Consider the following 11577-nt stretch of genomic DNA (forward strand, 5'->3'; position numbering starts at 1 on the left):
TCGCGGGGATGACGCCGGTGGGTAGGTCAAGCTTGGCTCAACCGCGCGGCGGTGCAGCAGCGCTCAGCCGCCGGCGCCCTGGTAGCGATTAAGCGCGTAGCGCCACTGCCGCATGGCGAGCGCGACGAAGAACGGTCCTGCCAGCAGCGCTGCCGGGCCGGCCCAATCGCCGAGGATCGGCACGGGCTTGCCGAGCAGTACCGCGACCGGCACGGCGGCCATGAAGCCGAGCGGCACCAAGCTCAGCATCGTCGCCTGGATGGCAGTGGGGAAGATGTTGATCGGGTAGCGCGACAGCTCCCAGAAGCCGAAGAACAGCGAATAGAGGTGGTTGGAGCGGGTCCAGATCAGCGCCGTGGCGCCGATCATGGTGAGCGTCGCGCCGGTGACCATGGCGGCGCTGATCAGCGCACCGGCGAAGTAGGCGACCCAGCCGATCGACCAGGGCACGGCGACGATGCTGAGGGCCCAGCCCATCATGCCGATGCCGAGCAGGGCGTGGCCGGTATAGCCGGGGTTGAGGCCGGAAAACACCATATAGGCCCAGGGGCTGACCGGTTTGGTGAGCAGTGTATCGAGGGTGCCGAGCCGCACTGCCTCCTCGAGCTGGCGCATCTGGGTGAAGCTCATGCAGGCGCCGAGCGAGTAGCCGAGCAGGTGGAACGAGAACAGCAGCGCCAGCTCCGACCAGTTCCAGCCGGCAATGGTGCCGAAGCGGTCGGCGAGGATCCAGATCACCGCGAACGAGCTGGCATAGGTGATGATCTGGGCGATGCGATCGATCCAGAAGGCGCCGCGATATTCCATCTGGGAGCGGAGGTACATCAGCGCGAGGCGCGGCAGGATGCGGAGGGTGCGCAGCATCTCAGCCTCCCTGTACGACGATGCGGGTGGAGGCCTTGCGCCAGAGCAGCGCCACGCCGCCCGCCAGCAGCGCCGCCCAGCCGAGGCCAAGGCCGAAATAGGCAAGGGTCGCCGTGACGTCGAGCCGCCCGAGCCACACCGCCGAGGGGTAGTAGACGATCCAGGCGAAGGGCAGGTGCGCCGCGATGACGGCGAGGGGGGCAGGGAAGAACCAGAATGGGATCAGCTGGCCGGACAGCAGGTTGAGGATCGCCTGCATCATCCATTCGAGCGAGAACGAGGTGAGGAGCCAGAAGGCGACAAGGCCGAACAGCGCCGAGAGCAGCGCGATGATGGTGTAGGCGAGGAGGCCAAAGGCGACGAACATCACGCCATGGAACGGGCTCGCCGGCGGCAGCATGCCGTAGACGGCGGCGACAACCGCGACGGTGGGCACGACGAGGATGACGAAGCGGAAGGCGGCGCGGCCGAGTTCGGTGGCGAGCACATAGAGCGGGAAGCTGGCGGGTTTCAGCAGCCACACGGCGACGTCGCCGGTGCGCAGCGCCTGGCCGATGCCGCTGACGATCGATTCGTAGCGGATGGCGCCGGTGACCGCGCCGCCGAGCAGGGCATAGGTCACCATCTGCTCGAGGCTGACGCCGGCAATGCTGGCGCTGCCGCCATAGATGGCAACCCAGATGGCGACGCGGGCGAAAACCTGCACCAGCTTGCCGATCATGTTGGCCCAGACCTCGTTGCGGTAAGCGAGCTGGGTCAGAAAGGCGCTGCGGGCGAAGGCGAAATAGACGCTCATCGCAACGGTAACTCGGCGTTGCGGCGCTGGTAGAAGGTGCGGATTACCTCCTCGATATTGGGCTCCTCGAGCGCAATATCCTTCAGCGTCGTGGTATCGCCGAGCTCATCGAGCACGTGCACCAGCGAGACGTCGTCGCGATCGAGCAGATAGTGCTTGCGCAGGCCGTCGTCGGAGGTGAGGCGCGCACTCTTCAGCTCGAGCGGGCCGGGATCGGCGGCGAACTCCAGCATCAGCCGGCGGGCCGAGCCGAGGGCGGTGCGCAGCTTCGCCGTTTCGCCGTCGAAGATCAGGCGGCTGTGGTCGACCATGATCAGGCGCGGGCAGATCTCCTCGATATCCTGCAGGTCGTGCGTGGTGAGGATGATGGTGGTGCCGCGCTCGCGGTTGACGCGCGACAGGAACTTGCGCACCGCATCCTTGGCGACGACGTCGAGGCCGATGGTCGGCTCGTCGAGGAACAGAATCTTCGGATCATGCAGCAGCGCCATGACGATCTCGGCGCGCATGCGCTGGCCGAGGCTCAGTTGCCGGACGGCGCGCTCGAGGAAGGGTTCGAGATCGAGCAGGCGGCTCAGGGATTTGAGGTTCTCGTCGAAGCGTGGGCGGGCGATGCCATAGATCTCGCGATGCAACTCGAACGAGTCGCGCACCGGCAGATCCCACCAGAGCTGGCTGCGCTGGCCGAAGACGACGCCGATTTCGCGCGCATTGGCCTGGCGTTCGCGGTGCGGCACGCGTCCGAGCACGGTGACGTCACCGGCCGACGGCACGAGGATGCCGGTCATCATCTTGATCATCGTCGATTTGCCGGCGCCGTTCGGGCCGAGATAGCCGACCGCCTCGCCGGCGGCGATGGCGAAGCTCACGTCGGTGACCGCTTCGACCTCGGTGTATTCGGCGGTAACCAGCGTCTTCAGCGCGCCGAAGAAGCCGGGGAACCGGCGATGCTGCCGGAACCGCTTGGAAACGGCTCGTGCCTCGATGATTTGAGCCATGGTGGAGGCCGCCCCCTCGCGGCCCGGAGCGAGGGTAGCTGATTCCCTGGGCCTCACAGGCTCGTCAGTTGCGGTTGATTGGCGGCGCTGATCAATTGCCGCCGGAGCTGCGTGGGGCTGATCTCCATCGTGTCGTCGAGTTCACGAGCAGTGAGGAAGGCCCAAATGCGTCACTGGGTTTGGATGCTCCTGGTAGCAGTGCTGCTGGGGGCCGGGATCGCCGTCTACATGCTGAAGCCGGTGCAGGGCGCGGCGCGCGACTTGGCGCTCACCGGCGACGTGACACGCGGGCAGTATTTGCTGCGGCTCGGCGACTGCATCACCTGTCACACCGACAAGAAGAACGGCATCGCCGAACTCGGTGGCGGCCCTGGGCTGGTAACGCCGTTCGGCACGTTCTATGCGCCCAACATCACCTCGGACCCCAAGGCGGGCATCGGCGGCTGGACGCTGGCGCAGTTTTCGAAAGCAATCAGCGATGGCGAAGGGCCAGCCGGGCATCTCTATCCGGCGTTTCCCTATGAGAACTACACGCTGATGAGCGACCAGGATGTCGCCGATCTCTACGCGGCGCTGCAGCAGGTGCCGCCGGTCCGCACGTCGGCCAAGCCGCACGAGGTGGCCTTCCCGTTCGATATGCGACCGCTGGTGGCCGGCTGGAAGAACCTGTTCTTTACGCCGCGCCGCTACGAGGCCGATGCCAGCCATTCTGAGCGCTGGAATCGCGGGCGCTACCTGGTCGAGGGGCCGGGGCACTGCGTGATGTGCCATTCGCCGCGGAACCTCCTCGGTGCGGTGGAGAAGGGCAAGGAACTGACCGGCAACCCGGCCGGCGGCACCGGCGGCAGGGCGCCGGCCCTGACGGCCGAGCGGTTGAAGACCGAAGGCTATGACGTCGCCTCGATCGCCAGCGCGCTGAGCGACGGCTTCACCCCCGAGTTCAACGTGCTGGGCAGCGCCATGGGCGAGGTGATCGCCGACGGCACCTCGTTCTGGACCGAGGCGGACCGCGAGGCGGTGGGGGCGTATCTGCTGGGGGAGGAGTAGGGGGCTAGTCGAACGTCTCCGATGAGATGTGGCGAGCAGAGTCGATGACCCGCACCACTCGCAGCGTCGTCGCGTCGAAATCGAAGAACACGAGATAGCGCCCGATAGGAAAGCTTCGCAGTCTTGGTGCAAGGTCGTCGCGTGCACGTCCCATTTGTGGCGTGCTCGCAAGGTGCCGGACCGACTCGGCAATGCGTCGCATCTGACCGTCGGCCGCGGTCGGATTGTCTGAAGCAATAAAGGACCAGATACTTCTCAGGTCGCGACGCGCAGCATTGGTGTGACGGACACTAAGCGGCATCTTGGCGGCTCGCCTTCAGCCGCTTCGCCTCGGCGATGATTTCCTCCATGTCGAGCGGCCCGGCATCGCCGCTGTCCAAACCTTCCTGGATCAGCTTTTTCAGCTCTTCCGTCCTTACGCTCCGCAGGACCTCTGCGTCTTCAAGCAGCCGCAATCCGTCACGCAGCACTTCGCTGGCGCTGTTGTAGCGGCCGCTTTCGACGAGCTCGCGGACGAACTTCTCGTAGTGTTCCCCGAGGGTGTAGCTGGATGGCATGGCTGGTCTCCTTCAGGGAGCAGACTATCACTTTATGATAGTTTTGCCATCAGGCTCCGGCACGGATGGCGAGGGCGTCTTCGAGGGTCATCTCGGTATGGTGCTCCCATTCGGGACGTGGTTCGGGGAAATCGGTGCGGAAGTGGCCGCCGCGGCTTTCCTCGCGCTGCAACGCACCGGCGGCGACCAGCGTCGCCGAGGTGGTCATGTTGAGGAACGAGCGGGTGACGCCCTGCGCTGTGGCCTCGATCTCGGCGATGCGGCGCAACGCGGTGCGAAGGTCCGTGGCGTTGCGCTCGACCCCGACCAGGTCGGTCATGGTGCGGCGCAATTCCTTCACCGACACGTGGTTGCGCAGGCGTTCCTCCACCGCCTCGCCCTCGACCGGGTCCCAGCCGATGCCGGGGAAGGGGGCAAGCGGGCTGCGCAGCGGCTCGAGGCCGGAGATATCGGCGGCGATGCGGGCGCCATAGACCACGGCCTCGAGCAGCGAGTTCGAGGCAAGGCGGTTGGCGCCATGCAGGCCCGTCGACGAGCACTCACCGGCGGCCCAGAGGCCGGGCAGCGAGGAGCGGCCATTGGCTTCGACCTTGACCCCGCCCATGTGGTAGTGCGCCGCCGGAGTGACCGGGATCAGCTGGGTCACCGGGTCGATGCCGAAATCGGTGCAGTATTTGGCGACGGTGGGGAAGGCGGTGAGGATGCGCGCGCCGATCGCCTCGCGGGTATCGAGGAACACCTTCCGGCCGGCCTTGATCTGACGGTAATTGGCGCGGGCGACGATATCGCGCGGCGCCAGTTCGGCATCGGGATGGATCGCCGGCATGAAGCGCTCGCCGAGGTCGTTGACGAGGATGGCGCCTTCGCCGCGCAGCGCCTCGGTGGCGAGCGGGGCAGGGTCGGCGCCGGTAGCGATGGCGGTGGGGTGGAACTGCACAAACTCGGGGTCGGCGATCAGCGCCCCGGCCCGGGCCGCCATGCCCATGGCATGGCCGCGCACCCCGGAGGGGTTGGTGGTGACGGCATAGAGCCCGCCCAGCCCGCCGGCGGCGAGTACGGTGGCGCGCGCCCGGATCAGCACCGGCTCGGCATAGCGATCACCGAGCTTGCGCGCATAGACGCCGATGATGCGGCCGTCGGCGCGGGCGAGATCGACGACGGTCAAACCCTCGACGATGCGGATCGAGGGGGTCTTGCGCACCTCGGCGATGATCGCCTGCATGATGGCGTAGCCGGCGCGGTCGCCTTCGACACGCACCACACGGTTGCGCGAGTGGGCAGCTTCCTTGCTCAGCACATAGTGGCCGAGCTCGTCGCGGTCGAACGGGGTGCCCCAGCGGGCGAGGTCTTCGATGCGCGCCGCGGCTTCGGCGGTGACCGATTCCGCTTCGTCCTCATCGACGATGCCGGCGCCGGCGATCTCGGTGTCGACCGCATGGGCATGCGAGGTGTCGCCCGGACCGACCGCGGCGGCAACGCCGCCCTGTGCCCAGGCCGACGAGGCGCCGTTGCCGAGCGGCACGGGGGAAATGACGGTGACGGGGCGGGGAGCGAGCTTCAGCGCGCAGAACAAGCCAGCCAAACCAGCGCCGACGATGAGGGCACCGTCGGCGTTGAGGACGTTGTCAGTAAAGGTCATCGGTCTCCCCCGGGCGAAACGCCCGGATCAGGCCTCGTCGACCACAGGGGTTTCTGCAGCGCGCTTCTTAAGCGATTCTATGGCGTTTTTGGCGCTCGACTTCGACTTGTAGGTTTCGGTCCGGACCATGGTCTCGCCGTTCGCGGCGACGAAGCGGACGAAGGTCTGGCCATCCTTGGAGGCTGCGAGCTCAAAGCGGTAGCCCTTGCCGGTTTCGCCCTTGGCCGTATCCACAACGGAGGCCGACGGGGCGTTCTTCTTCAGCGAAGCAATGGCGTTCTTGGCGCTGTCCTTGCCCGCATAGTTCTCGGACCAGAAGATGGTCTCGGCGTTGTAGACGTATTTGGCGACGAACTGGCCGCCCTTGGCGGAGGTGATCTTGAAGGAATGTGGCACGACGCTTTTACCCCTCGGTTGCGGGCCGGGAAGTCGTGGCCCGATCCGGCAAATCTAGCGCGGTGCGGGAGTCGCGCAACCCTCAACGTCAGGCACGCGCTTGATTTGATTGAGCTTGGGACTCTCGCGTGGGTTATTGAGCGGAGCTTTCTATAGACGAAAGTCCGAAGGCTGGTGGCTGTGGACCCCCACCCCTGTCCCCTCCCCCTAAAAAAGGGGAGGGAGACGATAGCCTCGGCATTGGTGAGAGGGTCTCCCTGCCCATTCCGGGGCGCTATCGCGCCCCTAGGGGGAGGGGACAGGGGTGGGGGCAGCCCACACCGGCGCTTGGCTAGTGCGCAGTCGGCTAGTTTGCGCCGGGATCAATCACGTTTCTTGGAAAAATCGATCATCCGCTGCACGGCGGCGCGGGCGGGTTCGAGCAGTTCGTCGGCGACGGTGACTTCCTCGGTCATGGTGTGGAGCGACCACAAGACGTTCTCGAGGTTGATGCGCTTCATGTGCGGGCAGATGTTGCAGCCGCGCAGGAAATCGACGCCGGTCGCTTCCGACGCCACGTTGTCGGACATCGAACACTCGGTGACCATTACCACGCGCGGCGGCTTCTGGGTCTTGACGTAGTCGATCATCGCGGCGGTCGAGCCGGCGAAATCCACCGCGTCGATCACCTCGGGCGGGCACTCGGGGTGGGCGATGATCTTGGCCGTCGGGTAAGCATGGCGCAGCTCGGCGATGTCGGCGGCGGTGAAGGTTTCGTGCACCTCGCACGAGCCGGCCCAGGTGATGACCTTCTTCTGCGTCTTCTTGGCGGTGTTGCGGGCCAGGTACTGGTCGGGAATCATGATCACCGTGTCGCCGGCGACGCCATTGACGATGTCGGCGGCGTTCGACGAGGTGCAGCAGACATCGGTCACCGCCTTCACCGCAGCGGAGGTGTTGACGTAGGTGATGACCGGCACGCCCGGATACTGGGCGCGCATGGCGATGACATCCTCGGGGGTGATCGAGGAAGCGAGCGAGCAGCCGGCTCGGCTGTCGGGGATCAGCACGGTCTTTTTGGGGTTCAGCAGCTTCGACGTCTCGGCCATGAAGTGCACACCGCACTGCACGATGATCGACTGCTTGACCTTGGTGGCCTCAATGGCGAGCTGCAGGCTGTCGCCGACGATATCGGCGACGCCGTGATAGATCTGCGGCGACTGGTAGTTATGGGCGAGGATGACCGCATCCTTCTCCTTCTTCAGCCGGTTGATCTGCAGGATCAGCGGCGCATAGAAGGGCCATTCGATCTCAGGAATACGGTCTTTCACCCGCTCGTAGACGCGCGATGTGACGCGTTCGACCGCCTTGGTGAACTTGAGATCGAAACTCTCCGCGAGGATGGCGCGAGCCTCCTCCAGCGGGGTGAGAGCGTTGATAAGCTGCACCGGACCGTCCCTCCAGACGCGGCAGACTTAAGGTCGATTGCTCGCCATTTCAATGTCGCGATTTGGCTTGATCGGCATGCGGCAAGTGCCTAACGCTCTCGCCGAACGACAGCCCTCGAGGATCGCCATGCCGCAAGACGCCGCCGCCCTTCGCCAGACTCTCTCGCTTGCGCCGGTGATTCCGGTGATCGTCCTGGACGATGTGTCCGCGGCGCGGCCGCTGGCCGAGGCACTGGTGGCGGGTGGCCTGCCGGTGCTGGAAGTGACGCTCCGGACCCCGCACGCGCTGCAGATCATCGAGGAGATGGCCAAGGTGGCGGGCGCTGTCGTCGGTTCGGGCACGGTGCGCTCGCCGCTACAGATGGGCCACTCGGTCGATGCCGGCTGCCAGTTCATGGTGTCGCCCGGCGCCTCGCCGCGGCTGCTCGAAGCGGCCGAGGAGCACAAGATCCCGCTGTTGCCCGGCATCGGCACGCCGACCGAGGCGATGACCGCGTCGGAACATGGTTACTCGTTCCTTAAGTTCTTCCCGGCCGAGGCGCTGGGTGGGGTGAAGGTGCTGAAAGCCTATGCCAGCCCGCTCGCTGACATCACCTTCTGCCCGACCGGCGGCATCGACATGGCAAAAGCCAAAGAATACCTGGCGCTGCCCAACGTGATCTGCGTCGGCGGCTCGTGGATCATGCCGGCCGATGCCATTGCCAACAAGGACTGGAAGCGGATCGAGACGCTGGCGCGCGAAGCGGCGGCGTTGAAGCAGAACTAACTCTGCTCAAAGCGCCCGCAGCGTCGCCAGTTTGCTGCCGGCACTATCGATGAGAACCAGCACGCCGGGCTCGGCGTGAAATTTGACGGTGGCCGCGAGGACGGCGAAGAAGCTCGCCTCCTGCGCCATGGTTGCCGGTTCGCACGCCATCTCGGTCCAGGCGATGTCGGTAAACTGCAGCGCGTTGTCGTTGATGGTGACGCCGCCGCCGAAGCTGTTGCAGCCGCCGCTGCCGGAGGCGCGCCCGTCCGGCTCGACTTGCAGCGTGGTGCGCACACCGGGCGTGACGACGCCGTCGCGCAGTTCCTCAAGCGCCCAGTTGCCATAGAGCAGCGAGCCGCCGGCGAAAGCTGGGCTGGCCGTTGCGATGGCGAGGAGACAGACCAGCGGCAAGGAGCGGAGCGACATTTTCAACCTCCAGCGAAGCGAGGGGCCATACCCCTCTGCCATTGTGGCAAAGCCGTGATCTGAACTGCTATGGGTGGGCCGATGGCGCCCCGGAGGAGCGATGCACGGCAACAAGACGATCGGCCTGTCCCACCTCAGGATCACGCTGTCGGACAACTTCTATATCGGCCCCGGCCGTGCAGACCTGATGGAGCTGATCGCCGAGACCGGCTCGATCTCCGAGGCCGCCAAGCGGATGGGGATGTCGTACAAGCGGGCCTGGGGGCTGGTGCAGGTGCTGAACGAGGGGTTCGGAGCGCCGCTGGTCGAGGCGTCGCGCGGCGGCAGTATGCAGGGGGCGTCGCTCACCGCTGCGGGGCGCGAGGTGCTGGAGCGCTATCGCGGCATGCAGGAGGCGACGCGCAAGGCGATCGCGCGGGATGTCGAGGCGCTCGGCGCGCTGCACGGCGATATGTCCGAGAGAAAATAACGCTTGCTGCCTGCATCTGGCGTTGGCACAACCATCGATATTCCCATTCGGATATATCGAGGATCCTATGCGTCGGACCACCCTTCTGCTTGGCGCCAGCCTGCTGGCGCTGACGAGCGCGCAGGCCTTTGCCGCCGATGTCAGCGCGGCCGTTGCCGCCAACTTCACCAAGCCGGCCGAGGAGTTGGGCGCGGCGTTCACGGCGAAGACCGGCGACACGGTGAGCTTCAGCTTTGGCGCCACCGGGGCGCTCTACACCCAGATCAGCCAGGGTGCGCCGTTCGAGGTGTTTCTTTCCGCCGATAACAAGCGGCCAGCGCAGGCGGTGAAGGAAGGTTTTGCGGTCGATGGCACGGTGTTCACCTATGCGGTGGGCAAGGTCGTGCTCTACTCGCCCTCCCTCGATCTCACCGACGGCGCGGCGGTGCTTACTGCCAACGGGTTCCAGCATCTGTCGGTCGCCGACCCCAAGACCGCGCCCTATGGCGCCGCGGCGATGGAAACGCTGGACAAGCTCGGGCTGACCGAAGCCGTGACGCCCAAGATCGTCACCGGCGAGAATATCAGCCAGGCGCTGCAGTTCATCGATTCAGCCAATGCGGAGCTCGGCTTCGTCGCCCTGAGCCAGGTGATCGACAAGCCGGCTTCGCAAGTCTGGCGGGTGCCGGCCGAGGATTATTCGCCGATCCTCCAGGATGCCGTGCTGCTGAAGCCGGGCGAGTCGGATCCAGCCGCAGCCGCCTTTCTCGAATTCTTGAAGGGCGACGAAGCGCGCGCCATCATCGAGAAATACGGCTACGAGGTCGGCTCGGGTCAATGAGGTTTTCATGATGCTTGATGCCAGTGAGATCGTGCAGCCGGTTGGGCTGACGCTGACGCTGGCGCTCATCGTCACCCTGATCCTGCTGCTGGTCGGCACGCCGATCGCCTGGTGGCTGTGCCGCACGCGCTCGCCGCTGCAGGCGCCGATCGCCGCACTGGTGTCGCTACCACTGGTGCTGCCGCCGACAGTGCTCGGCTTCTACCTGTTGCTGGCGTTCGGGCCGAACGGCCCGGGCGGCCTCTTGGCGCCGCTCTGGGGGGCGCGGACGCTGGCTTTCTCGTTCGAGGGACTGGTCATCGCCTCGGTGCTCTATTCGCTGCCCTTCATGGTGCAGCCGCTGCGCACTGCGTTTGAGGCGCTGGGCGAGGAACCGCTGGAAGCGGCGGCGACACTCGGGGCAGGGCGGTGGACGACATTCTCCAGGGTGGTGATCCCGCTGTCGCGCACCGGCTATCTCACCGGCGCCATCCTGACCTTCGCGCACACGGTCGGCGAGTTCGGCGTGGTGCTGATGATCGGCGGCAATATCCCCGGCAAGACCAAGCTGGTGTCGATGGCGATCTACGATTTCGTCGAGCGGCTGGAGTGGGACAAAGCCCATATCCTCGCCGGCGGCATGGTGTTGTTCGCGTTCGTGGTGATCACGGCGGTGATGCTGATCGATCGGCGGGTTGGGCGGGTGGTGGGGTGAGGGCTGACACCGCGGCTGTGGCCACCCCCACCCTCATTCCCTCCCCACAAGGGGGAGGGAGACGCAAGAACTGAGCCCGCGCAGCTATCGCCTCCCTCCCCCTTGTGGGGAGGGAATGAGGGTGGGGGTGGCCACACGCTCAGATGTCAGCGCCTCAAGCCAGCCGCAACAACTCCACGAAACGCTTCAGCGCCTTGGTCAGGCCCTTGCGCTTCTTGGTGTCGAGGTCGGCGAACAGCGCTTCTTCGAGCTGTTCCCAGTTGGCGGCCAGCACTTCGCGGATGCGGGCGCCGCGTTCGGTGAGGGCCAAGCCCTCGGTGAGGTCCGGGCCGATGGCCTGGCGTGCCACGATGTCCCGCTCGATCAGCCGCTGCAGCCGGGGCTGCAGCGCTTCGGGCTCGAGCCCGAGATGCTCGGCGAGGGCGGCCTCGCTCGCCCCGAGCTCGGCATGCAGCACGAAGATCACGGCGTCGTCGCCGGCCTCCAGCCCGCGATCCAGCAGTGGCACCAGCAGCGCCTTGTGGGCCAGCTGGCCGGCTTCGATCAGCCGGTAAAGCGTTGAACGGGCTTCGGGTTTGGTCATGGGTGGATAGATAGACTTCAGGACGGGATCGAGCGACATGGGACCCATCCTATCGTTAATCTCAGAGAGACCAAGTGGCGGCATTGTTCAGGCTTTGCGGATGACTTATGCGT

At 65.8% G+C, this 11577-nt stretch carries 15 protein-coding genes; 5 read left to right on the forward strand and 10 right to left on the reverse strand.

Annotated features, from left to right (window positions below; all coding sequences use genetic code 11):
• Positions 1-63: 63 nt before the first annotated feature.
• Genes ASC68_RS19345 through ASC68_RS19355 form a run of 3 tightly spaced genes read right to left on the reverse strand, consistent with a single transcriptional unit; the run spans position 64 to position 2658 of the window.
• Positions 64-864, reverse strand: a complete 801-nt coding sequence (locus ASC68_RS19345) for an ABC-2 family transporter protein (RefSeq protein WP_055882912.1) — start codon at positions 862-864, stop codon at positions 64-66.
• A 1-nt stretch (position 865) separates the two neighbouring features.
• On the reverse strand, positions 866-1660 hold the full coding sequence (locus tag ASC68_RS19350; protein WP_055882914.1) for an ABC-2 family transporter protein: 795 nt from the start codon (positions 1658-1660) through the stop codon (positions 866-868).
• Complete coding sequence (locus ASC68_RS19355; RefSeq protein ID WP_055882916.1) at positions 1657-2658, reverse strand: ATP-binding cassette domain-containing protein; 1002 nt, start codon at positions 2656-2658, stop codon at positions 1657-1659. Before ASC68_RS19355 ends, ASC68_RS19350 begins: the two co-directional genes overlap by 4 nt.
• A 165-nt stretch (positions 2659-2823) precedes the next feature.
• Here ASC68_RS19355 and ASC68_RS19360 point away from each other — a divergent pair, with 165 nt between their 5' ends.
• Positions 2824-3705 carry a cytochrome c gene (locus tag ASC68_RS19360; RefSeq protein WP_156387382.1) on the forward strand — a complete coding sequence of 294 codons (882 nt, stop codon included), beginning with the start codon at positions 2824-2826 and terminating at the stop codon, positions 3703-3705.
• A gap of 4 nt (positions 3706-3709) precedes the next feature.
• On the opposite strand, the gene ASC68_RS28410 is transcribed toward ASC68_RS19360, so the two are convergent.
• The 5 genes from ASC68_RS28410 to nadA all read right to left on the reverse strand — a co-directional run bounded on the left by ASC68_RS28410 (position 3710) and on the right by nadA (position 7715).
• Complete coding sequence (locus ASC68_RS28410) at positions 3710-4006, reverse strand: type II toxin-antitoxin system RelE/ParE family toxin (protein WP_082528300.1); 297 nt, start codon at positions 4004-4006, stop codon at positions 3710-3712.
• Positions 3996-4262 (reverse strand): type II toxin-antitoxin system ParD family antitoxin, encoded by a 267-nt coding sequence (locus ASC68_RS19365; RefSeq protein ID WP_055882920.1) that lies wholly within the window; start codon positions 4260-4262, stop codon positions 3996-3998. Before ASC68_RS19365 ends, ASC68_RS28410 begins: the two co-directional genes overlap by 11 nt.
• A gap of 49 nt (positions 4263-4311) precedes the next feature.
• The gene (locus ASC68_RS19370; protein WP_055882921.1) at positions 4312-5901 is read right to left on the reverse strand and encodes an L-aspartate oxidase; all 1590 of its coding nucleotides are present in this window, start codon (positions 5899-5901) and stop codon (positions 4312-4314) included.
• 27 nt (positions 5902-5928) lie between these two features.
• Complete coding sequence (locus ASC68_RS19375; protein ID WP_055882923.1) at positions 5929-6297, reverse strand: DUF1508 domain-containing protein; 369 nt, start codon at positions 6295-6297, stop codon at positions 5929-5931.
• Between the two features lie 362 nt (positions 6298-6659).
• Complete coding sequence (gene nadA / locus ASC68_RS19380; RefSeq protein WP_244488488.1) at positions 6660-7715, reverse strand: quinolinate synthase NadA; 1056 nt, start codon at positions 7713-7715, stop codon at positions 6660-6662.
• Positions 7716-7851: 136 nt separating this feature from the next.
• Here nadA and eda point away from each other — a divergent pair, with 136 nt between their 5' ends.
• Positions 7852-8490: a bifunctional 4-hydroxy-2-oxoglutarate aldolase/2-dehydro-3-deoxy-phosphogluconate aldolase gene (eda, locus tag ASC68_RS19385; RefSeq protein ID WP_055882927.1), complete on the forward strand. Its 639-nt coding sequence runs from the start codon at positions 7852-7854 to the stop codon at positions 8488-8490.
• A gap of 6 nt (positions 8491-8496) precedes the next feature.
• Here the strand turns inward: eda and ASC68_RS19390 are convergent, their stop codons facing one another.
• Positions 8497-8898: an META domain-containing protein gene (locus tag ASC68_RS19390; protein ID WP_055882928.1), complete on the reverse strand. Its 402-nt coding sequence runs from the start codon at positions 8896-8898 to the stop codon at positions 8497-8499.
• A gap of 100 nt (positions 8899-8998) precedes the next feature.
• Between ASC68_RS19390 and ASC68_RS19395 the strand changes: the two genes are divergently transcribed.
• From ASC68_RS19395 to modB, 3 genes are all read left to right on the forward strand, one after another.
• Complete coding sequence (locus tag ASC68_RS19395; RefSeq protein ID WP_055882930.1) at positions 8999-9367, forward strand: LysR family transcriptional regulator; 369 nt, start codon at positions 8999-9001, stop codon at positions 9365-9367.
• Positions 9368-9434: 67 nt separating this feature from the next.
• On the forward strand, positions 9435-10187 hold the full coding sequence (gene modA, locus ASC68_RS19400; protein WP_055882931.1) for a molybdate ABC transporter substrate-binding protein: 753 nt from the start codon (positions 9435-9437) through the stop codon (positions 10185-10187).
• A gap of 7 nt (positions 10188-10194) precedes the next feature.
• Complete coding sequence (gene modB, locus ASC68_RS19405; RefSeq protein WP_055882933.1) at positions 10195-10881, forward strand: molybdate ABC transporter permease subunit; 687 nt, start codon at positions 10195-10197, stop codon at positions 10879-10881.
• A gap of 154 nt (positions 10882-11035) precedes the next feature.
• Here modB and ASC68_RS19410 read toward each other — a convergent pair whose 3' ends face one another.
• The gene (locus tag ASC68_RS19410; protein ID WP_055882934.1) at positions 11036-11503 is read right to left on the reverse strand and encodes a MarR family winged helix-turn-helix transcriptional regulator; all 468 of its coding nucleotides are present in this window, start codon (positions 11501-11503) and stop codon (positions 11036-11038) included.
• Between the last annotated feature and the right edge of the window lie 74 nt (positions 11504-11577).

The sequence above is a fragment of the Devosia sp. Root105 genome (assembly GCF_001424865.1).
Taxonomy (GTDB): domain Bacteria; phylum Pseudomonadota; class Alphaproteobacteria; order Rhizobiales; family Devosiaceae; genus Devosia_A.